Source organism: Neptunomonas sp., from assembly GCF_041601355.1.
Taxonomy (GTDB): domain Bacteria; phylum Pseudomonadota; class Gammaproteobacteria; order Pseudomonadales; family Balneatricaceae; genus Neptunomonas.
Genome location: NZ_JBFIIH010000068.1, coordinates 1 through 21260 on the forward strand (window position 1 = coordinate 1; position 21260 = coordinate 21260).

The 21260-nt window shown below is 47.2% G+C and carries 21 protein-coding genes; 15 read left to right on the top strand and 6 right to left on the bottom strand.

Annotated elements, in window-relative coordinates; all coding sequences use genetic code 11:
• Nucleotides 1–344: EAL domain-containing protein (locus ABY436_RS11770; protein WP_372739166.1), on the top strand; the 344-nt coding region annotated here is incomplete at its 5' end.
• Between the two features lie 46 nt (nucleotides 345–390).
• Here ABY436_RS11770 and ettA read toward each other — a convergent pair.
• The 5 genes from ettA to ABY436_RS11795 all read right to left on the bottom strand — a co-directional run bounded on the left by ettA (nucleotide 391) and on the right by ABY436_RS11795 (nucleotide 8950).
• Nucleotides 391–2049, bottom strand: coding sequence for an energy-dependent translational throttle protein EttA (ettA, locus tag ABY436_RS11775; protein ID WP_372739167.1), 1659 nt, complete (start codon nucleotides 2047–2049; stop codon nucleotides 391–393).
• Nucleotides 2050–2399: 350 nt separating this feature from the next.
• Nucleotides 2400–3806, bottom strand: coding sequence for an efflux transporter outer membrane subunit (locus ABY436_RS11780; protein WP_372739168.1), 1407 nt, complete (start codon nucleotides 3804–3806; stop codon nucleotides 2400–2402).
• Nucleotides 3799–6945, bottom strand: a complete 3147-nt coding sequence (locus ABY436_RS11785; protein WP_372739169.1) for an efflux RND transporter permease subunit — start codon at nucleotides 6943–6945, stop codon at nucleotides 3799–3801. Before ABY436_RS11785 ends, ABY436_RS11780 begins: the two co-directional genes overlap by 8 nt.
• A 14-nt stretch (nucleotides 6946–6959) precedes the next feature.
• Nucleotides 6960–8123 carry an efflux RND transporter periplasmic adaptor subunit gene (locus tag ABY436_RS11790; RefSeq protein WP_372739170.1) on the bottom strand — a complete coding sequence of 388 codons (1164 nt, stop codon included), beginning with the start codon at nucleotides 8121–8123 and terminating at the stop codon, nucleotides 6960–6962.
• A 452-nt stretch (nucleotides 8124–8575) separates the two neighbouring features.
• Nucleotides 8576–8950 carry a glutathione S-transferase N-terminal domain-containing protein gene (locus tag ABY436_RS11795; protein WP_372739171.1) on the bottom strand — a complete coding sequence of 125 codons (375 nt, stop codon included), beginning with the start codon at nucleotides 8948–8950 and terminating at the stop codon, nucleotides 8576–8578.
• Nucleotides 8951–9216: 266 nt separating this feature from the next.
• On the opposite strand from ABY436_RS11795, the gene glyA reads away from it, so the two are divergent.
• The 14 genes from glyA to ribA all read left to right on the top strand — a co-directional run bounded on the left by glyA (nucleotide 9217) and on the right by ribA (nucleotide 20087).
• Nucleotides 9217–10473, top strand: a complete 1257-nt coding sequence (gene glyA / locus ABY436_RS11800; protein ID WP_372739172.1) for a serine hydroxymethyltransferase — start codon at nucleotides 9217–9219, stop codon at nucleotides 10471–10473.
• A 141-nt stretch (nucleotides 10474–10614) separates the two neighbouring features.
• Entirely contained in the window at nucleotides 10615–11079 is a 465-nt protein-coding gene (nrdR, locus tag ABY436_RS11805; protein WP_372739173.1) for a transcriptional regulator NrdR, read from the top strand.
• A gap of 3 nt (nucleotides 11080–11082) precedes the next feature.
• Nucleotides 11083–12222 (top strand): bifunctional diaminohydroxyphosphoribosylaminopyrimidine deaminase/5-amino-6-(5-phosphoribosylamino)uracil reductase RibD, encoded by a 1140-nt coding sequence (gene ribD, locus ABY436_RS11810; protein ID WP_372739174.1) that lies wholly within the window; start codon nucleotides 11083–11085, stop codon nucleotides 12220–12222.
• Complete coding sequence (locus tag ABY436_RS11815) at nucleotides 12222–12890, top strand: riboflavin synthase (protein ID WP_372739175.1); 669 nt, start codon at nucleotides 12222–12224, stop codon at nucleotides 12888–12890. Before ribD ends, ABY436_RS11815 begins: the two co-directional genes overlap by 1 nt.
• Before the next feature lie 25 nt (nucleotides 12891–12915).
• Nucleotides 12916–14034, top strand: coding sequence for a bifunctional 3,4-dihydroxy-2-butanone-4-phosphate synthase/GTP cyclohydrolase II (gene ribBA / locus ABY436_RS11820; protein WP_372739183.1), 1119 nt, complete (start codon nucleotides 12916–12918; stop codon nucleotides 14032–14034).
• 16 nt (nucleotides 14035–14050) lie between these two features.
• Nucleotides 14051–14524 (top strand): 6,7-dimethyl-8-ribityllumazine synthase, encoded by a 474-nt coding sequence (gene ribE, locus ABY436_RS11825; protein WP_372739176.1) that lies wholly within the window; start codon nucleotides 14051–14053, stop codon nucleotides 14522–14524.
• 5 nt (nucleotides 14525–14529) lie between these two features.
• Complete coding sequence (gene nusB / locus ABY436_RS11830; protein ID WP_090723805.1) at nucleotides 14530–15012, top strand: transcription antitermination factor NusB; 483 nt, start codon at nucleotides 14530–14532, stop codon at nucleotides 15010–15012.
• A gap of 6 nt (nucleotides 15013–15018) precedes the next feature.
• A complete protein-coding gene (gene thiL, locus ABY436_RS11835) occupies nucleotides 15019–16023 on the top strand; it encodes a thiamine-phosphate kinase (protein ID WP_372739177.1) in 1005 nt (334 codons plus the stop codon).
• A 20-nt stretch (nucleotides 16024–16043) separates the two neighbouring features.
• The gene (locus tag ABY436_RS11840; RefSeq protein ID WP_372739178.1) at nucleotides 16044–16520 is read left to right on the top strand and encodes a phosphatidylglycerophosphatase A; all 477 of its coding nucleotides are present in this window, start codon (nucleotides 16044–16046) and stop codon (nucleotides 16518–16520) included.
• 99 nt (nucleotides 16521–16619) lie between these two features.
• The gene (locus ABY436_RS11845) at nucleotides 16620–16931 is read left to right on the top strand and encodes a hypothetical protein (RefSeq protein ID WP_372739179.1); all 312 of its coding nucleotides are present in this window, start codon (nucleotides 16620–16622) and stop codon (nucleotides 16929–16931) included.
• Between the two features lie 97 nt (nucleotides 16932–17028).
• Nucleotides 17029–17385: a PepSY domain-containing protein gene (locus ABY436_RS11850; protein ID WP_372739180.1), complete on the top strand. Its 357-nt coding sequence runs from the start codon at nucleotides 17029–17031 to the stop codon at nucleotides 17383–17385.
• Nucleotides 17382–18047 carry a response regulator transcription factor gene (locus ABY436_RS11855; protein WP_090723816.1) on the top strand — a complete coding sequence of 222 codons (666 nt, stop codon included), beginning with the start codon at nucleotides 17382–17384 and terminating at the stop codon, nucleotides 18045–18047. The genes ABY436_RS11850 and ABY436_RS11855 overlap by 4 nt, the downstream gene beginning before the upstream one ends.
• Complete coding sequence (locus tag ABY436_RS11860; RefSeq protein ID WP_372739181.1) at nucleotides 18044–19408, top strand: ATP-binding protein; 1365 nt, start codon at nucleotides 18044–18046, stop codon at nucleotides 19406–19408. The genes ABY436_RS11855 and ABY436_RS11860 overlap by 4 nt, the downstream gene beginning before the upstream one ends.
• 64 nt (nucleotides 19409–19472) lie before the next feature.
• Nucleotides 19473–20087, top strand: a complete 615-nt coding sequence (ribA, locus tag ABY436_RS11865; RefSeq protein ID WP_090723818.1) for a GTP cyclohydrolase II — start codon at nucleotides 19473–19475, stop codon at nucleotides 20085–20087.
• A gap of 15 nt (nucleotides 20088–20102) precedes the next feature.
• Here the strand turns inward: ribA and ABY436_RS11870 are convergent.
• Nucleotides 20103–21260 (bottom strand): putative bifunctional diguanylate cyclase/phosphodiesterase (locus tag ABY436_RS11870; protein WP_372739182.1); only part of this gene is annotated, 1158 nt, incomplete at its 5' end.

Below are 21260 nucleotides of genomic sequence, written 5' to 3' on the forward strand. Positions count from 1 at the left end.
CAGATCTGAATAAAATGGGTATGGGTATTTCGATGGATGATTTTGGTACCGGTTACTCGTCACTCAGCTATCTGCGTAGCTATCCCTTTGATACTTTAAAAGTCGATAAGAGCTTTATCAATGACATTACTGTTGATCACGCTGACCTTAAGTTAGTGGCAGCTGCTATCGCAATGGGACAGGGGTTGGGCCTGAAAGTGATTGCTGAGGGTATTGAAACAGAAGAGCAGTACCAGTTATTGTTGGCCCACCAGTGTGAATATGGACAAGGGTATCTGTTTAGCCGTCCAGTGCCTGCTGATGAGTTTGAGTTGCTATTGCAAACGGATGTCATACACTCTTGATAAAAGCAGACGACCAACAAGCAGAAGCTGTTGGTCGTCTGAGATGTTAGCCGATACGCTTGTACTTTATGCGTTCAGGCTGATGGTCTTTGCCATGACGGCGTTTGTAGTCTTCCGCGTATTCTGTGTAGTTACCTTCAAAGAAAGCGACCTGAGAATTACCTTCATAGGCCAGCATATGAGTACACACCCGATCAAGGAACCAGCGATCATGTGAAATGACGACGGCACAACCAGGAAACGCCAGTATGGCTTCTTCCAGTGCGCGTAATGTTTCAACATCCAAATCGTTGGTTGGCTCATCCAGTAACAAGACATTGCCACCTTCTTTGAGCAGCTTCGCCAAATGCAGGCGGTTGCGCTCTCCACCGGAAAGATCACCTACCCGTTTCTGTTGATCGGAACCTTTGAAGTTAAAACGGCCGCAATAAGCGCGAGAAGGTGTCTGATAATTACCAATGGTTATAATATCCTGCCCATCAGAGAGTTCTTGCCAAACGCTGTTATCACCATTGAGTTGGCGCATCTGATCAACATAAGCAAGTTTCACCGTACTGCCGATCACGACTTCGCCGGAATCTGGCGTTTCTTCACCGGCAATCATTTTGAATAGAGTCGATTTACCCGCACCGTTCCCTCCGATGATGCCCACAATTGCACCCTGAGGAATCGTTGCTGTAAGGTTTTCGAACAATAATTTGTCGCCGTATGCCTTGGAAACATCCTTCAGCTCAATGACCTGGGTTCCTAGACGTGGCCCTGGCGGAATGTAGATCTCCTGCGTTTCATTACGTGCCTGAAATTCGCGTGAGTTCATCTCTTCGAACTGTTTTAAGCGCGCTTTGGATTTCGCTTGTCGGCCTTTCTGGCCTTGTTGCACCCATTCCAATTCAGACTTAACGGCTTTTTGATGAGCCGCTTCCTGTTTAGATTCCTGGGCTAAGCGCTGCTCTTTCTGTTCCAGCCAGGATGAGTAATTACCTTCGTACGGAATACCGTGGCCGCGATCCAGCTCCAGAATCCAGCCAGCTGCGTTATCCAGGAAATAACGGTCATGGGTAATCGCAACCACAGTGCCTGGGTATTCCTGTAAAAAGCGTTCGATCCAGGCGATAGATTCAGCATCAAGGTGGTTGGTCGGCTCATCCAGTAGTAGCATGTCCGGCTTATCAAGCAGTAAGCGGCATAGCGCTACGCGGCGGCGCTCACCTCCCGATAGATGTTCAACGCGGGCATCCCAGGGTGGCAGTCGCATTGCGTCAGCAGCACGTTCCAGTGCAATTTCCAGGTTATGCCCATCTTTGCTTTCAATCAGGTTTTCAAGCTCTCCCTGCTTTTTTGCCAAGGCGTCAAAATCTGCATCGGGTTCTGCATAGGCGGCATAGACCTGATCGAGCTCTGTCAGCGCATTTTTGACATCAGAAACCGATTCTTCGACGATTTCCCGTACTGTTTTACTGTCATCCAGTTGCGGCTCTTGTGGTAAATAGCCTATGTTGAGATTCGGCATGGGGTGAGCCTCGCCGATAAAATCCGTGTCAACGCCCGCCATTATTTTGAGTAGGGTGGATTTACCCGAACCGTTCAGACCCAGTACACCAATCTTTGCGCCAGGGAAAAAAGAAAGCGAAATGTCTTTTAGAATTTGTCGCTTGGGTGGAACGATTTTTCCCAAGCGGTTCATTGAATAAACGTACTGTGCCATAAGCCCTCAGCGTGTGGAGTTAGTTAACATACATCTTCATTTTAACTAAAAATATTAAAATGAAACTCATATATTTCAGGCAGTATTTCTCAGCAGAACCTAAAAGGATAATCTAAAAAGCTGCTTAAAATTGTTGAGTGGAATTAAATAAAGGCTAAACAATAAAGGAGTCAGGGGTTGGGGGCAACTTTACTCGTTTTAATCGGTTATTTGATGATATTTTTTCATAAGTATCGGGGGCAGAGTCATCATGGCTAAAAAATCCGATGCGACTAGCTGCATCGGATTTTTTTCGTCATTTCAGACCTGGGTATATTCACGCAGATTATTCCCATTGAAGACGGAAGTGTCTATTGAATAGCACTCGTAACCGCGGGCTTGATTTCTTGATCCCAGCCACCGCCCAACGCTTTATAAAGATCTATCTGCGATTGGTACAAAGCTAAGCGGGCAGTAATACTCGCTTGCTGGCTGCTTACCAGGCTGCTCTGTGCATCTAAACGCGTTAGCATGCTATCAACACCTGACTGATAACGAAGATCCGCCAGATCAAAATAGCGCTGATAAGATTTTAGCGCTTTGTTTTGATTCTCCAGTTCAGTTGCATAGCCAGATAGAGCCGTTAATGCATCGGAGACATCGGTAAAGGCGCTCTGAACTGCTTTTTCATACTGTTTTACGGCTATCTGATTTTCAATTTCAGCAACTTCAACATCACGACGCAGCGCGCCACTGTTAAAAATAGGTAAAGAAATTGACGGTGCGAAGGTCCATGCACCTGATCCTGAATCAAATAAGCCACTCAGCTCGCTACTTTCTGTACCGGCATTGGCTGTTAGGCTGATTGATGGGAACAGAGCCGCCCGTGCTACCCCAATATTGGCATTAGCCGCACGTAAAGAATGCTCAGCAGCAAGAATGTCCGGGCGTTGATTCAGCAGCGTAGAAGGTAAACCTGCTCCGACTGTCGCAATCTTCACAGCTTCCAGCTTTTCTGCTGGTTTAAAGTCTGTCGGTAATTCTGCCCCTAACAAGAGCACTAATGCATAGCGATCCTGATCGACCAGGCGCTGATAGCGCGACAGTGTAACCAGCATATCTTCATAAGAGGCCTGAGCTTGCGCTTGTACAACAGAGGAATCAATGCCCTGATCGTAACGTAAGGTCACCAGACGATTGTTATCTTCTTCAATTTTAAGGTTTTCTTGCGCCAGTTTCAGTTGCTCGGTATCGGCAACCCAAGTGAGGTAAGCCGTTACTATATTGGCAATAATGGTTAAGCGTGTAGAACGTTTTACCTGCTCTTGTGCCAGATAGGTTTCTAAAACCTCATCTTTCAGGTTTCTGATTTTACCAAATAGATCTAATTCGTAGGCCGTCATGCCTGCGGTCACGCTATAGGCACTAGAAATCGAGGAATTACCCGAGAAAGCAGACGACGCGGTGCGCGTACCCGCTCCATTCAAGGTTAAGCTCGGGATTAACTCCGCACGCTGGATTTGATATTGCTTTCTGTACAGCTCAACATTCAGTAAGGCGATTTGCAGATCTTTATTACTTTCCAAACCCAGCTGAATAAGCTGTTGTAATGCCGCATCATCAAATACTGACTCCCAGCCCATCGGCATAGCCGCCGGTTGCTGTTCAGCGGGGGTCCATGCGTTAATAATGTCTACATCAGGGCGCTGATAGTCAGGCGCCAGAGAACAGCCCGCCAGCACCCCCGAGACTACCACTGCTAAGAGTTGCTTATGCATGGCCGGTCTCCTTGTCTACTGCCGGGATCGCATTGGGCTTTTTAGCCGTTATTTTATAGCTTAGTTTCATCACCAATACATAGAAGAGAGGTACGAAGAAAATAGCCAGAACAGTGGCTGCAATCATTCCGCCCATCACACCGGTACCGATCGCCTGGCGGCTAGCGGCTCCCGCACCGCTACTAATCACCAGCGGTGTTACACCCAAAATAAAGGCCATGGATGTCATGATAATGGGACGTAAGCGCATACGACAGGCATCAATTGTGGCAGTGATTAATTCCTTACCACTGTCGACTTCGCTTTTGGCAAACTCGACAATCAAGATAGCGTTCTTCGCCGATAAACCAATCGTCGTCAGCAAACCTACCTGGAAGTAAACATCGTTACTTAATTCCCGACCTGTTGCTGCGACCAAGGCTCCTAATATACCTAAAGGAACAACCAGCATCACTGCAAATGGGATCGACCAACTTTCATACAATGCCGCTAAGCAGAGGAATACGATCAGTAATGACAAGCCATATAACATGGGTGCTTGCGCGCCACTGGCTTGTTCCTGAAACGACAGACCCGTCCATTCCAGCCCTATACCGCCGGGTAATTTAGCAACGATTTCTTCAATCGCTGTCATTGCGTCGCCTGAACTTAAACCTACTGCTGCCTGTCCCTGCACGTTCATAGATGATGCACCGTTATAGCGCTCTAAACGTGGTGAATCATAAGTCCAGCTAGCCGTAGCGAATGCACTGAAGGGCACCATTCCACCATCGCTATTGCGCACATACCAGCGGTCGATATCTGTCGGCAACATACGATATTCAGCATCGGCTTGAACATATACTTTTTTGACGCGGCCGTTATTGATAAAGTCATTTACATATTTTGAACCCCACGCAGTACTCATGGTTGAGTTTACATCGTCAATACTCAGCCCCAATGCAGAGACTTTTTCATAATCGATATCTACGTGGAACACGGCTACATCTTCCATGCCGTTGGGGCGCACCCCTGTTAAGCGAGAATCCTGAGCAGCCATGCCCAATAATTGGTTGCGTGCCGCCACAAGCTTCTCGTGGCCCAGGTTATTCCGATCCAGCAGCATCGCGCTGAACCCCGACGCTGTCCCCAGCCCACGAATTGCGGGTAAGTTAATAGGGAAAATCGTGGCATCGCGAATCTGACTTAATGCGCCAAACGCTTTACCAATCAGGGCTTGTGCGGATTGCCCGGGACCTTGACGTTCGTCCCACGGCTTTAATTTAGTAAAGGCCATCCCCATATTCTGGCCGGAACCTGCAAAGCTAAAGCCTGCTACCGTAAAGTAAGACTCAATCTCAGGAACGGAAGCGTAGTAATCTTCCACCTGTTTCATTACGTCAAGCGTTCGCGCTTGCGTAGAACCAGACGGTAATTGCACGAGTGTTAAAAACAGCCCTTGGTCTTCATCCGGCAAAAATGATGTCGGTAATTTCTGATACATGAAAATCACACCACCAATCATTAATGCGTAGATAAGCAGCAAGCGGGTAGGGCGCTTAACGATATAAGCAACACTGCCTTCATATTTCCCCGTCATCCTGGTAAACATACGGTTGAACCAACCAAAGAGGCCTTTACGGTCATGGTTATGGGTATCTGCAGGTTTTAAAATAGTGGCACATAACGCCGGGGTCAGAATCAGCGCCATCAATACAGAAAGCACCATTGCTGACACAATCGTAATAGAGAACTGGCGATAAATAGCACCGGTAGAGCCGCCAAAGAAGGCCATCGGCACAAATACTGCTGACAGCACCAGCGCTATACCTATCAGTGCACCGGTAATTTCATCCATCGATTTTCGCGTTGCTTCTAACGGAGAGAGCTTATCCTCCTCCATCACACGCTCGACGTTTTCGACAACAACAATCGCATCATCGACCAGCAAGCCAATCGCTAACACCAAACCAAACATGGTGAGTGTGTTAATACTAAAACCCAAGGCTGCCATAATGCCAAACGTGCCCAGAAGGACTACAGGGACAATAATTGTCGGAATAAGGGTGGCGCGGAAGTTGCCCAGGAACAGGAACATAACCAAGAAGACCAAAATAACCGCTTCAATGAGCGTATGCACCACTTCTGTGATCGATATCTTTACAAACGGTGTTGTATCATAGGGATAAACAACGGCTACATTTTCAGGAAAGTACTGATATAGCTCAGACACTTTTGCGCGCACAGCCTCGGCCGTATCGAGTGCATTTGCCCCTGTCGCAAGTTGGATAGCCATGCCGGTAGCCGGTTTGCCTTTATAGCGACTTTCTGCGTCATAGCTTTCTGCACCTAATTCAATACGTGCAACATCTTTTAATCGAACCTGAGAACCATCAGTATTTACGGTGAGTAGAATATTTTCAAACTGATCAGTATGGGTAAAACGCGACTGGGCCGTAATCGTCGCATTTAATTGCTGGTTGTTAACTGAGGGTAACCCGCCAAGCTGACCCACCGCGAGCTGTGTGTTCTGAGCCTGAATAGCCGTAGTGACATCTAGGGGCGTCAGGCCAACAGCTGTTAGTTTTTCAGGATTCATCCATATCCGCATCGCATATTGAGCACCAAATACACGGATATTACCTACGCCATTCACGCGAGAAAGCGGATCACGCAGTGTGCTGTATGCATAATCAGCGAGATCTGTTCTGCCCAGGCTTCCATCTTCAGAGACTAAGCCTATAACCATCAAAAATGATGCACTGGATTTCGTAACAGTAACGCCTTGCTCCTGTACCGTTGTCGGTAAGGATGCTTCCGCAACGGATAGCTTGTTCTGTACTTGTACCTGTGCCGTGTCGGGATCAGTACCGGATGCAAAGGTCAGTGTAATACTCGAGTTGCCAGAGTTATCACTTTGTGAAGACATGTATAACAGGTTATCCAGACCTGTCATGTTCTGTTCGATAACTTTGGTAACACTATTTTCTACTGTTTCTGCCGATGCACCTGCATATGTTGCACTAATACTTATCGTAGGCGGTGCGATAGTCGGATATTGCTCAACAGGTAAGCTTACAACAGACAGTGTGCCCGCCAGCATAATGATGATGGCAATAACCCACGCAAAAATAGGCCTGTCTATAAAAAATCTAGCCATTAATCAGGTACTCCTTAGTCTTGCGATTGTGTGCCAGAACCAGCCGTTGTATCTAATCGGCCTTGTTCTATCGCTTCAGCTTTATCGCCTGCTTTTACTTTTTGCAGACCGCCAACAATGACCTTGTCACCGGGATTCAGACCTGACCTTACAAGCCACTGATCACCAATTGCATCGCCCACTTCCACTTTTTGTGTGATAACAACGCCATCCGGGTTAACAACCAGAGCAGCTGTTGATCCATCTGGTTGATGCGTGATTCCCTTTTGCGGAGCTAGTATCGCATCACTGATTTGTTCTGTGATAATGGTGGCACGTACATACATGCCTGGCAGCAACAGCCCTTGTGTGTTTTCAAAACGTGCACGCGCATTCACAGTACCTGTTGTTTCATCGACGCTGACTTCGGAGAACTCTAACTTACCTTGTTCGTCATAGGGGTAGCCATCCTCCAGTACCAGGTTGACCGGTATCTCTTGCGCTGTGGATTTACGTTTCATTTTTAAAACAGCCGTTACCGGGCGCTGCATATCAACATAGAGGGGAGTGATTTGGCGAATGGTTGCCAGGGCTGTTGTTTGCGCGGCAGAGACTAATGCACCCTCTGTTACTGTCGAACGGCCGATAATGCCTGAGATTGGCGCGGTGATTTTTGTATAATTCAGATTAATTTGTGCCGCCTTAACAGCCGCTTCTGCCGCCAGAATTTGCGCTTGCGCTTGCTTCCAGGACGATACAGCATTAGCCGCTTCCTGCTTACTAACGGCTGATTGTTTCACTAAGCGAGAGAAACGTTCTGCCTGCTCTTTAAGGCTGGCAGCATTTGCATTAGCGACCGCCAAGTCCGCTTTAGCACTGGCTAGTGCAGCCTGATAAACAGCTGAGTCTATTTGGTAAAGCGCATCGCCTTCCTTGACAGTGCTACCTTCAGTAAATAAACGCTTTTGCAAAATCCCACTCACTTGTGGACGGATCTCAGCCGTTTTAGAAGCGGTCACACGACCAGAACCGGTTTCTTTAACCTCTATGGTTTCGGCTTTAATAGTGACGACATCCACTTTCGTTGGTGCTTTTGGTTGTGCTTGTTGAACTTGCTCTTCCTGGCACCCCACCAGAAATACAACGCAACATATCGTTGCGAATGCGGCACCACGTTTGAGTTGGGTATTTGTTACCATGACAACCTCAGCTTACTGACTCTTAATTAATCTGCTAATCGCTTGAATGCTTGTATACAAGCAGCACGAATATTTAGGGTGATAATAATACATGCATGCGTGCATGTATGTAAGTAACTACGGGCGTTTGCTTCGCTTTATGTTTTGATTTACAGCCAAAAAGAAAAGGTCAGGCAAATCAGAAACCAAGATTTCACCACCCATAATATCTGTCTGCTATCATAAGCATCCAGAGGTTAAAATCTGGTTAAGAGGGTTTTTAATTCAGGTGTCGAATATAAGGATCCGGCTGATGTCGGGGTTGTCTTTCGAGCTTGAGCGCAGACGTTGATTCTTGAATAAGGTAACGGTGTTATCAGGCAGTTAACAAGCTCGATTTTCTTTCAAATACTTAAATACACAGTGTTGCGTATGGTCGGGGCTTTTCAGTAATACCTGTTTGTCTGGCGATCTTAACTTGACTGATGGACAAATTTTTTCTCTAAGTAGCGTATGATGTCATTCGATTCATACATCCAACTGGTCGATCCGTCTTCGTTCGTGATGCGCAGACACGGTACTTTGATTTGGCCTCCTTGTTCTGATAATTCCTGTCGGAACTGTCCTGCTTTTTTAGCATCGCGTAACTCTATATTCAGTGAGTAGCGCTTCATTGCCCGGCGAACTTTGATGCAAAAAGGGCAGGCATGGAACTGATAAAGTGCCAGTTGGTGTGTCTTTTTATCAATTTGAACCTGTTCTTCATGTGCTCGTTTGATACCGCGTGGTGTGGTCAAAAAGTTAAGCGTCAGGAGTATTTTACCTAAAAACCATCGAATAAAAGCCATCTCTACACATCTCGGTAGTCATATTAAGAAAGGCGCGTAGCTTAGCATGTTACTAAGGCAATAATCAGCTATACCGTTAGATGAATCTTCTTCGTGATCAGGTGACGCACTTTCAAGTGCGTTTTTGTGTCAGATTAGAGTATAATGCGCTCCTTTTTTAAGGCTTGGGTCTAAGACTTGGGTCTAAGGATAGAGTTTAAGGCCGGAGATTCTCCGGGCGAGACCTGTAACCGTTCAGTCACCTTTCCGTTACTTGGGGGATAGCTATGTTTAGCAAAGATATGTCAATTGCCGGCTTTGATGCTGATCTATGGTCAGCAATGCAGTCTGAAGCCACACGTCAAGAAGAGCACATCGAGCTGATTGCTTCTGAGAACTACACCAGCCCGCGTGTAATGGAAGCTCAGGGCTCTGTGCTGACCAATAAATATGCTGAAGGCTATCCTGGCAAACGCTACTACGGCGGTTGTGAATATGTTGATGTTGTTGAGCAACTGGCAATAGATCGCGCCTGCGAACTGTTCGGTGCAACCTATGCTAATGTGCAGCCCCATTCTGGTTCACAGGCAAACGCTGCGGTTTATATGGCCTTGTGTAAACCAGGCGATACCATTCTGGGTATGAGTCTGGCTCATGGTGGACACTTAACGCACGGTGCCGCCGTTTCTTTTTCAGGGCGTATTTACAACGCGATTCAATATGGACTGAATGCTGAAACAGGCGAAATTGACTATGCAGAGGTTGAGCGCCTGGCGGTTGAGCATAAGCCAAAAATGATTGTTGCAGGCTTCTCAGCTTACTCCCGAATTGTTGACTGGCAGCGTTTTCGTGATATCGCAGACAAAGTAGGTGCTTATCTGTTTGTTGATATGGCACATGTAGCAGGTCTTGTAGCTGCTGGTGCATACCCATCGCCTATGGCATTGGCCGATGTTGTGACGACAACCACACATAAAACATTAGGCGGACCACGTGGTGGTTTGATCCTGTCTGCGCGTGCGGATGAAGATCTGCAGAAAAAGCTGAATTTTGCCGTTTTCCCTGAATCCCAGGGCGGTCCGTTAATGCATATCATTGCAGCGAAAGCGGTGTGCTTTAAAGAAGCGATGGAGCCTGAGTGGAAAGCGTATCAGGTGCAGGTCGTAAAAAATGCGCAGGCGATGGCTGAAACCTTCAAATCACGTGCTATTAAGATCGTTTCTGATGGCACAGATGATCACCTGTTCCTGATGGATCTGATCGATAAAGAGTACAGCGGTAAAGATGCTGACGCGGCTCTGGGACGCGCTAATATTACCGTTAATAAAAACTCTGTACCGAACGATCCACGGTCACCGTTTGTGACTTCCGGATTGCGTATTGGTACGCCAGCGGTAACACGTCGTGGTTTCAAAGAAGCCGAAGTTATTCAGTTGGCTAACTGGATTTGCGATATTCTCGACGATATAAACAACGAAGCGACTAACGAGAGAGTTAAAGCGCAGGTGCTGGATATCTGCAGCCGTTTCCCTGTTTATAAATAAGCACTAAATCGGGTAGAATAGCCGGGGCGACTGAGAGGTCGCCCTTTTTTGCGTTATGTTTTATGAGTCACCACATCGCTCTTTATTTTGGGTACAGGCTGCTTAAGCGGTACCAACGCTCTTTTATGACAGGATTTCACGATGCATTGTCCCTTTTGTGGCGCCAATGAAACCAAAGTAGTCGATTCGCGTCTGGTGGCTGAAGGTCAGCAGGTACGCAGACGACGTGAATGTATAGCCTGTCATGAACGCTATACCACCTTCGAAATTGCTGAACTTCTGATGCCTCGCCTGATCAAAGCCGATGGCTCACGCCAACCTTTTGATGAAGATAAACTGCGTGCGGGTATTCAACGCGCGTTAGAGAAACGTCCGGTGAGTGTTGAAGATGTCGAGGCATGTATTAATCGCATCAAGCATCGCCTGCGTGCAACCGGTGAGCGTGAACTTCCTTCCCGTCAGTTGGGTGAAGAGGTGATGGCTGCGCTGCGTAAACTCGATCAGGTCGCTTACGTTCGTTTTGCTTCCGTATACCGAAGCTTTCAGGATATCAACGAATTCAGAGAAGAGATTGAGCGTTTATCTGAAGAAGAGGCTGACAATTAAGCCATGTCTGTATGGAGTATAGAAGATACAACCTATATGGAGGAAGCGATCCAGCTTGCGCGACAGGGGTTGTATACCACACATCCTAACCCGCGAGTCGGATGTGTTTTAGTTAAAGATGGAAAAATTATCGGACGTGGTTTTCATCTGCGTGCGGGTGAGGGGCATGCTGAAGTCAATGCCTTGAAAGAAGCGGGTGAGGCTGCCCGGGGGGCTACTGCCTATGTTACGTTGGAGCCTTGTAGCCATTACGGCCGCACACCACCCTGTGCTGAAGGCTTGATTAAAGCAGGCGTAGTGAGAGTCGTGAGTGCAATGCAAGACCCTAATCCGGAAGTGGCTGGGCGAGGCATACAGATGCTGCAGCACGCCGGTATTGATTGCAGTGTGGGTTTATTGAATACGCAGTCTCATGAGCTTAATCCTGGCTTTATCAAGCGGATGGAAACCGGCATGCCGTGGGTCAGGGTTAAACTGGCGATGAGCCTGGATGGCAGAACCGCTATGCAAAGTGGTGAGTCCCAATGGATTACCGGCACGGCGGCTCGTCAGGACGTACAACGCTTGCGTGCCAGAAGCGCTGCTATTGTCACCGGCATTGGTTCAATTCAGCTGGATGACTCTTCTTTGACGGTGCGTGAGGCTGAACTCGGACTCGAGAATGCCGCTGAGGTTGTAAAACAACAACCTTTACGAGTGGTGCTTGATTCGACGGGGCAGTTGAGCCCTGCCGCTAAAATATTGCAGCAGCCGGGGCGTACGTTATGGGTGACATCGGGCGAGCGTGAAATGCCGTATGCTGAAGTGCTCGCGGCGCAGCAAACCAATGATGGTCGCATTGATTTGCATTGGTTACTGCGTTATTTAGCCGCTACTGAGCACACCAATGAAGTGCTGGTTGAAGCGGGAGCGCAATTAGCCGGAGCCTTTGTTGAGGCGGGTCTGGTAGATGAGTTGATTGTCTATATGGCGCCGACGTTGTTGGGATCTGAGGCGCGTCCACTCTTGCAGTTGCCGCTGGATAAAATGGCACAACAGAAACGTCTGGTAATGACTGATTTACTGCAACTAGGTGATGATTTACGACTCACCTATCGTTTCGATAAAAATCCTGAAAGCGACGTTGAAGAGGGTTCTGTCTGATGTTTACCGGCATTATTGAGGCGTTGGGTGAGGTGGCTGCCATCGAGCAGGTACAAGGTGATCTGCGTCTTTATATTCGTAGCGATCAATTGGATCTGTCTGATGTGAAATTAGGTGACAGTATTGCTACCAATGGCGTTTGTTTAACCGCGGTAGCGTTGCCGGGCGATGGTTTTTGGGCAGATGTATCACGTGAATCCCTGGCGCACACGCGGTTAGCGTCATTCAAAGTTGGCGAACGCGTTAACTTAGAAAAAGCATTGATGCCTACGAGCCGTTTAGGCGGGCATATAGTGACCGGGCATGTTGACGGTATTGGCAAAGTGGTTGAGCGGCGCGAGGATGCGCGTTCTATTCATCTGGTGGTTGAAGCTCCAGCGGGGTTGTCACGATATATTGCAGGGAAAGGGTCTATCACTGTCGATGGTGTCAGTTTAACCGTTAATAGTGTGCAGGGTGCGTTGTTGTCTCTCAATATCGTACCGCATACCGCACAGCAAACATTGCTTGATCAGTACGAAACAGGCTCAGAAGTACATTTGGAAGTAGATATTATCGCGCGCTATATGGAGCGCCTTCTGATGGCTGGGCAGCTAGAGAATACGCAAGAAAAACAGAGTGGTTTGACGCTGGCGACGCTGGCGGAACACGGTTATATGAAGCGCTGAAAGCATACAACACAGGAAGGTAATGATGGAGCTAAATAGCCCACAAGAACTGATCGAAGATATTCGTCAGGGTAAGATGGTCATCCTGATGGATGATGAAGATCGCGAAAATGAAGGCGATATCGTTATTGCTGCTGATCAGGTGCGCGCTGAAGATATTAATTTTATGGCGATGCATGCGCGTGGCTTAATTTGCCTGACATTAACCAGACAGCGTTGTGAGCAGCTAAAACTGCCGTTGATGGTGCAAAGCAACGGCGCTCAATTTTCGACCAACTTTACGATGTCAATTGAAGCCGCGACAGGCGTAACGACGGGTATTTCTGCTGCCGATCGTGCCCACACAGTCCGTGTAGCGGTAAAAGGTGATGCTAAACCGGAGGATATCGTACAGCCGGGGCATATCTTTCCGTTGATGGCACAGCCGGGTGGTGTATTGAGCCGTGCAGGACATACGGAAGCGGGGTGTGATTTGGCGCGTATGGCGGGATTGACGCCTGCTGCGGTTATCGTTGAAATTATGAATGATGATGGCACGATGGCGCGTCGTCCTGATCTGGAAAAGTTTGCTCAAAAGCATGGTTTGAAGATTGGTACGATTGCCGACCTGATTCATTACCGCACTATCAATGAGCATACGGTCGAGAAGGCTGCGGAAGGTGTATTAGCCACCGAATACGGTGATTTTAATTACACAACCTATCATGACACTATCCAGAATGTGACACACATGGCGCTGGTCAAGGGTAATATTACGCCTGATGAGGCGTCTATTGTTCGTGTACATGTGCGCGGTGATGTCTTACGTGATCTGGTTGGCGTAAACCGTGACGGTGATTCCAAGTGGACAATGCACCGTGCTCTGGAGTATGTGGCGAAAGCAGGCCAGGGCGTTGTGTTACTGCTGGATAATGGTCAACGTGAAGATCTGGGTACCGCGTTAGACCGTGTCTTAGGCAAACTGCCGAAAACACGTGCCGCAAACTTCAGCTCATCAGGCGCTTACCTGACCGTGGGTACCGGTTCTCAGATTTTACGTGATCTGGGTGTAGGTAAAATGCGCTTGCTCAGTTCTCCGGTTAAATTTAATGCAATATCCGGATTTGATCTGGAAATTGTCGAATACATTCCCTGCGACGAGTAATAAACAGGAACATATTATGCCAGTACAATTTATTGAAGGTGACTTCGTTTCCGCTGATGGTAACTACACCATCGTAGTGGGTCGTTTCAACGCATTTGTGGTTGAGAGTCTTTTAGAAGGGGCGTTGGACACGCTCAAGCGTCATGGTATCAAAGAAGATAATATTCGCGTGGTACGTGTGCCCGGCGCCTTTGAGATTCCTTTAGCGGTACAGAAAGTGGCCGCGCAGAAAAAAGATGACGCCATCATCGCCCTGGGTGCTGTTATTCGTGGCGGAACCCCTCACTTTGAGTATGTTTCTGCGGAAAGCTCAAAAGGAGTTGCTCAAGTATCTATGGATTCTGGTATCCCGGTTGCCAACGGTATTCTGACGGTAAACAGCATCGAACAGGCAATAGAACGATCCGGCACAAAAGCAGGCAATAAAGGCGCTGAAGCAGCGTTATCTGCACTAGAAATGGTTAGCTTGCTACGTAACCTTGAGGCATAATCCGAATGACAGAAGAAAGCTCATCCGCTCCACGTAAAGCCAAAAAAACGTCTTTAACGGCACAGCGTCGCTCAGCGCGGGGTTTTGCTTTGCAAGCCTTGTATCAGTGGCATATGGCGGGCCAACCGGTCAACGAGATCGAAGCACAGTTCCGTATTGATAATGATATGTCAGGCACTGATGTAAAACTTTTCCGGGAGATTCTTCAGGGAGTCACACATTCTAAAAGTGATCTGGATGAAGCGTTTCAACCGTTTCTGGATCGTGGTTTGCATGAACTCGATCCTGTAGAGTTGGCCGTGTTACGTATTGGTAGCTTTGAGCTGATCAATCGTCCTGAAGTGCCTTATCGTGTTGCTATTAACGAAAGTGTTGATTTAGCAAAGATTTTTGGTGCAACCGATAGTCATCGCTATGTGAATGGTATCCTCGACAAGCTGGCCCAGCGGGTACGTATGGTTGAGATTCGAGGCGCACGGGGAAAATAAGCAGACATGGATGAGTTTGCACTGATACGTCAATATTTTCAGTCCCTGCAACGAGACAGTTCGATGTGCGGCGTATCAGTGGGTATCGGTGATGACTGTGCGGTATTGAATGTACCGCCTGGTCAGCAGTTAGTCGTCTCTATCGATACGTTGGTAGAAGGGACACATTTTTTGCCGGATACGCCAGCTGAACAGCTTGCCTGGCGATTACTCGGGGCCTCAGTCAGTGACTTAGCGGCTATGGGAGCAACCCCAGCATGGCTGACCCTGGCACTGACATTGCCGCATGCTGATGAGTCTTGGGTCAGTAGTTTTTCAGCGGCGCTGTCGGAGGCGACTCAACAGTATAAGATTCAGTTGGTGGGCGGTGATACGACGCGTGGCCCCCTTACGCTAACGGCACAAGTGCATGGCTTTGTTCAGACCGGGTGTGCATTATTGCGAAGTGGCGCTAAGCCGGGCGATCTGGTTTGCGTTACGGGTACGTTGGGAGATAGCAGGGCTGGGCTAGAGTCGCTATTGAATGATTCTTATCTAAAAAGTGCCCCTGCACATCTTACTTCTCCCAAACATATTTCTTCAGCTGAAAACATTGAGTACCTGCGTCAGCGTTTCTATCGTCCTTTGCCGCGTATATCGACAGGGCAGCTGATCGCACCTTTTGCCTCCTCTTGTATCGATATATCTGATGGATTGTTGGGTGATCTGGCGCATATTCTTGAGCACTCCCGGGTAGGGGCACAGATAAACCCGGCAGCACTTCCTCTTTCTGACGCGCTGCAGGCTTTCACTGATGCCGATACCGCACAAAAGTGGGCACTAACCGGAGGTGAGGACTTTGAGTTGTGTTTTACCATTCCTGCCGAACAGTGGGGTAATCTTCAGGCGCAACTTCAGTATCATAAAGTGCCAGTGACCGCTGTCGGTGCTATCTGTGATAAACCTGGTTTACAGCTTTTTCAGGCAGGCGAGTGGTGCACCGTTGAAGCAAACGGTTATCAACATTTTTAATCTGCTAAACGAGACTTTTTATGCAACCAAATCCTAAACCTGTTTTAAGTAACCCTGTTCACTTTCTCGCCTTCGGCTTTGGCAGCGGTCTCGCACCTAAAGCGCCGGGCACTTTTGGGACTTTGGCGGCCGTTCCTCTGTTTTTGCTGTTGTCATCATTATCGTTATCCGAATATATATTTGTCATTATTTTTGCTTCAGTTGTGGGTATCTATTTTTGCGGACAAACGGCAAAAGATCTGCAGGTTCACGATCATCCGGGTATCGTCTGGGATGAGTTTGTCGGTTTCTGGATCACCATGATTGCTGTGCCTGTTTCATGGTGGAGTCTTGTGCTTGGGTTTGCATTATTCCGCCTGTTTGATATTTGGAAACCCTGGCCGATTAAATGGGTAGATAAACACGTCCATGGTGGCTTTGGCATTATGCTGGATGATGTATTAGCGGGTTTTCTGGCCTTAGGGTCGTTACATCTGCTTATATATTTAATCTCTTAGTTAGGCTTTTTTGTTCTAAAAGCAGTGATTTTTTTCAGTTTTGTTTCAGTTTCAGGGCTTATTCTGCAATAGAAATAAGAGAGGAGAAGGATCATGAAAATGTTTACACAGACAATTGCCCTTACTTCAGTCCTGTTTGCCGCTACCGCGATAGGTTCACCGCAAGGATTGGCTCCACCCATGAATTCAACTGAATTCAACATGCAGTCCCCAAGTACTACCATGGCGGATCAAAACTATAGCTTTAGCGGTATTTATGAGAGTGCGCTTTCCAGCCATTCGACAGAGCGCCGACTAAGTGAAGGCTATGTTGCACCACAAAAGATAGGTGATTTTTGTTTAATCACCGATTTATCAATAGCGGCTAATGAACATTCAGTAGAAAGCTATTTAGGTAGTAGAAAATGCTGAGTATGATGTTCCTTAGTACTTTTACAGAACTATATAGTGTAGGGGGGATATGCTAAACGTATCTCCCTTATACTATAGAGATAACGTTGGAGACTATATGAATAAAAGAACAATAAATATTTTGCTTCCATTATTAATTCTGTTCTCCCCGTTAGTTGAAGCGGAGGAAGGGAGGCCTATCACTCCTTATCCTACGACGTATGAAAACGGATCTCGTTTAGATTATGAAGCCTGTCGGATATTAGTAAAACGTGGCGAAATACTGCCAATGTCAGATCTGATGGCATTAGGAAAGCAGCGATCAAGTGATCATGTTCTTGATGCCTATCTGATAAAACAAAATGATCGTTATTATTATCAGATTGAGTCTGTCGGTGATAATGGGGTAGTGAATAATTTTTACATGGATGCTTCAAATGGTGAAGTTATGGCTGACTTTAAGGTTTCTCCATGAGAATACTCTTGGTAGAAGATGACCCGGCTTTAGGGCCAGACCTGAAGAAAGAGTTGGCGGGGCTGGGCTATGCCGTTGATCTTGCCGACAATGGGGTTGATGGCGAGGCGCTCGGCTTTGAAGATATCTACGATCTGGCTGTGCTGGATTTAGGTTTGCCGCAGCGCCCGGGTATTGAGGTATTAAAAAACTGGCGTAAGCGCAGCAATAATATCCCCACACTTATCCTGACAGCACGTTCTTCCTGGCAGGAAAAGATAGATGGTTTTGATGCGGGTGCAGATGATTATCTGGCGAAGCCTTTTCATACAGAAGAGCTGGTGGCGCGCATGACGGCTCTTTTACGTCGTGCTAAACAACAGCCCACCAAGCAATTAGAGGCGTCCGGTTTACTCCTGAATGAAAAAACGCAGGCAGTAAGTGTTGATGGCCAGCTGGAGATTGAGCTGACAGGAATGGAATATAAGCTTTTACGCTATTTTATGCACAACCCGGGCAGGCTGCTCTCTAAATTACAAATTGTTGAACATATTTATGATGATGGAGCAGAGAACGACAGTAATGTCGTTGAAGCTTACATTAAGATGCTGCGCAAAAAAATTGGCAAAGATCGTATCCAGACTAAGCGTGGGCAGGGATACACCTTTGTAAACCACCTATGATGAACTCAATACAAGGACGACTCAATCTCGCCTTTATTGGGCTGATCTTAACGCTTTTTACGCTACTCTGGTTCTTACAGGGTATGACAGTACGCGAAGTGGCTTATGAGTTTATAAGTGCAAGAATGCAAAGCGATGCACGTACTGTGCTGCAAGCGGTTATGCGCAAAGATAACGAATGGCAGATCGACGCTGATTATATCTCTCCCGTTTATACACAACCCATGTCCGGGCACTACTACCAATTTTTGGTCGATGATGGCCAGTGGAAATATTCAAGATCATTGTGGGATGAAGAGATCCCAACCTATGACGGTAAGCCTGTTGGGCAAATGAATATTAACCTGCAGTACAAGCGGGGTACTCCCTGGTTGGTATACGATAATCGTTTTGAAAAAGCCGGACATCAGATACGTATCGTATTAGCTGAAGATATCAGCCAAATTGAAGCGAAGTTAAAGTCCTTAAGCTGGTGGGTGGCGGGCGTAGGTTTTCTGTTTATTCTTGTTCTATTGATAGCACAGATCATTATTATTCGTGGTGGTTTGAAAAGTCTGACGCGTATGCGCCAGGATATCGTAAAACTTAAAGAGGGTGATATCAGTACGCTGCCAGAGGTTCAGATCAAAGAGATAGCGCCGTTAGTTAATGAGATAAACTACATGGTCGAGAGTATGAGTCTGCGTTTAGATCGCTCCCGGCATGCGGTGGGAAATCTGGCTCATGCAGCTAAAACCCCGTTAACGGTGATTGACCGACAAATAGAAACGCTCAGACAATCCAGTCCCAGTTGCGCGAATGCGCTTGAGCAACAATCTAACGCACTGAGAAACCTGGTTGACAGAGAGCTTACGCGGGCGCGCATAGCCGGTGCTGCCATGCCAGGTCAGAAGGTCATTATTGAAGAGGAGGTTGAAAAGTTAATCAAAGCGATGTCGATGATATACCGGGATAAAGGACTCGAATATGAAGTCAATATAAAAAGCACGACATTCTTCCCGGGAGAGCGTGATGATTTAATTGAGCTAATGGGGAATTTGATTGATAACGCGAGTAAATGGGCTACAACAAGAGTCCGCATCAAAGGCATGATGAACGAGCAATGTTTAGAGTTGTGTATCGAAGATGATGGGCCGGGTATTCCTGCCGATAAAATGACACAGCTGATGTCGCGGGGAGAACGGCTTGATGAATCTACCACCGGGCATGGTCTGGGGCTGAGTATCGTTATGGAAATTGTTCATCAGTATAAAGGCATGTTCCAACTTCTGCCCTCCGATATGGGAGGTTTGCATGCACATTTATTGTTGCCCCGCCAGCTGAATGCCGAACTAAAATCTGTGATGCTGCCCAGACAGTGATAATGATTACCCAAAAGCGCCGTCCACTGATAAACTATGCTGCCTGTTTTTTGAGGATAGATGAGTGACTATCGAGTATGTAGCTGATTCCAAACTTCCAATGCCTTGGGGTACCTTTACTATGGTGGGGTTTGAGGATACAGAAACCAATAAAGAACATATCGCCATGGTTTTTGGTGATGTCTCCGGTGATGAGCCAGTATTGGCCCGGGTGCACTCAGAATGTCTGACAGGTGATGCATTGTTTAGTCTTCGTTGTGACTGTGGTTTCCAGCTACAAGAGGCCTTAAAACGTATTGCCGAAAATGGACGTGGTGTGCTTTTATATCTGCGCCAGGAAGGCCGTGGAATTGGTTTGCTAAACAAGATTAAAGCCTACCACCTGCAAGACCAGGGAGCCGATACCGTTGAGGCAAATGAGCGCTTAGGATTCGCCGCTGATTTGCGAAACTACAGTATGTGTGAGCCGATGCTGGAACACTTAGGTATCAAAGCTGTCCGGTTAATGACTAATAACCCACGTAAAGTTGCAGCGCTGGAAACCTATGGTGTAAAAGTCGCCGAACGTGTTCCGTTACAAGTAGGTAAAAATCGTCACAATGAAGAATACCTTGCTACAAAAATGGGGAAAATGGGTCATATGATGACCGAACACCATTTTGTGGATGATAAAAGCTAAACAAAATTACATAGCTTAATGTACTTGCGGTGTAACGCTTTTACGTGAAGGGGCGTTATTAAGCACACCGCTGAGCGCTGAATTGTTCACTGGCTTGTCATTTGAACCGGCGGCCCATACCTGACGACGTATATTTGAAGGGCTGGTAAGAAGCGCGGTTGCTTGCTCACGAGATATGGGTCTGCTGAACAAGTATCCCTGAATTTCATCGCATTTCAGATTTTGTAGTACTTTAAGTTGCTCTTCTGTTTCTACCCCTTCAGCGATGACATGTAATCCCAAACTGTGTGCCATCGCGATGATAGCGCTGATAATGGCAGTGTCATGTGCATGAGATGGGAAGTCCTGGAGGAATGACCTGTCTATTTTTACGATATCAATAGGAAAGCGTTTAAGGTAACTAAGGGAAGAGTATCCTGTCCCAAAGTCATCCAGGGAGACGCGTATCCCTACAGCGCTCAGGCGATCAATAATCGAAACCGCTGTATCTAAATTCTGAATTAAGGCGCTTTCGGTAATTTCGATAGTCAAAGATCCGGGTGAAATGCCTGTTTGTTCTACAATGCTGACAATGTTCTCAGCCAGCTCGGCTTTACGCAGTTGAACCGGAGACAGGTTGATCGCCATAGACAGGTGATCATGCCCACGGGTTTGCCAGGCTTTTAATTGTCTGCACGCATTTTCCAGTACCCAGTCACCTATTGCCTCGATCAGTCCGGCATTTTCCGCCATCGGGATAAAGTTATCAGGTGTCACAAGCCCAAGCTCTGGGTGACGCCAGCGTATCAGCGCTTCAAAACTGGAAATTCGCCCTGTACTCATATCGATAACAGGCTGGTATTCAAGAAACAACTCACCCCGTTCGATAGCCCGGTGTAACTGTCCCTCCATACGTAACTGTGTTTTTGAGCGTTGGTTCATCTCTTTGCTGAAATAAAGGCACACATCGCGACCCACCGATGTTTTAGCCTCGCGTAAGGCTGCGCCGGCATTTGCGAGCAACAGATCAGGATCATCTCCATCATTAGGATACATGCTGACACCGATGCGAACATCCAGAAAAACGTCAGTACTCTCGATGTGTACGGCTTCGTTCATAGCAGCAAACATGCGTTGAATAATCCAGGTAGTGGACTCCTCACTTTGCATATCTGTTAATAAAACAACAAATTC

Coding starts and splice junctions, on each gene's coding strand:
- ettA (WP_372739167.1), bottom strand. CDS start 2,049: ATGGCACAGTACGTTTATTCAATGAACCGCTTGGGAAAAATCGTTCCA.
- ABY436_RS11815 (WP_372739175.1), top strand. CDS start 12,222: ATGTTTACCGGCATTATTGAGGCGTTGGGTGAGGTGGCTGCCATCGAG.
- ABY436_RS11795 (WP_372739171.1), bottom strand. CDS start 8,950: ATGGCTTTTATTCGATGGTTTTTAGGTAAAATACTCCTGACGCTTAAC.
- glyA (WP_372739172.1), top strand. CDS start 9,217: ATGTTTAGCAAAGATATGTCAATTGCCGGCTTTGATGCTGATCTATGG.
- ABY436_RS11785 (WP_372739169.1), bottom strand. CDS start 6,945: ATGGCTAGATTTTTTATAGACAGGCCTATTTTTGCGTGGGTTATTGCC.
- ribE (WP_372739176.1), top strand. CDS start 14,051: ATGCCAGTACAATTTATTGAAGGTGACTTCGTTTCCGCTGATGGTAAC.
- ABY436_RS11790 (WP_372739170.1), bottom strand. CDS start 8,123: ATGGTAACAAATACCCAACTCAAACGTGGTGCCGCATTCGCAACGATA.
- nrdR (WP_372739173.1), top strand. CDS start 10,615: ATGCATTGTCCCTTTTGTGGCGCCAATGAAACCAAAGTAGTCGATTCG.
- ABY436_RS11845 (WP_372739179.1), top strand. CDS start 16,620: ATGTTTACACAGACAATTGCCCTTACTTCAGTCCTGTTTGCCGCTACC.
- nusB (WP_090723805.1), top strand. CDS start 14,530: ATGACAGAAGAAAGCTCATCCGCTCCACGTAAAGCCAAAAAAACGTCT.
- ribBA (WP_372739183.1), top strand. CDS start 12,916: ATGGAGCTAAATAGCCCACAAGAACTGATCGAAGATATTCGTCAGGGT.
- ABY436_RS11860 (WP_372739181.1), top strand. CDS start 18,044: ATGATGAACTCAATACAAGGACGACTCAATCTCGCCTTTATTGGGCTG.
- ribD (WP_372739174.1), top strand. CDS start 11,083: ATGTCTGTATGGAGTATAGAAGATACAACCTATATGGAGGAAGCGATC.
- ABY436_RS11780 (WP_372739168.1), bottom strand. CDS start 3,806: ATGCATAAGCAACTCTTAGCAGTGGTAGTCTCGGGGGTGCTGGCGGGC.
- ABY436_RS11855 (WP_090723816.1), top strand. CDS start 17,382: ATGAGAATACTCTTGGTAGAAGATGACCCGGCTTTAGGGCCAGACCTG.
- thiL (WP_372739177.1), top strand. CDS start 15,019: ATGGATGAGTTTGCACTGATACGTCAATATTTTCAGTCCCTGCAACGA.
- ABY436_RS11850 (WP_372739180.1), top strand. CDS start 17,029: ATGAATAAAAGAACAATAAATATTTTGCTTCCATTATTAATTCTGTTC.
- ABY436_RS11840 (WP_372739178.1), top strand. CDS start 16,044: ATGCAACCAAATCCTAAACCTGTTTTAAGTAACCCTGTTCACTTTCTC.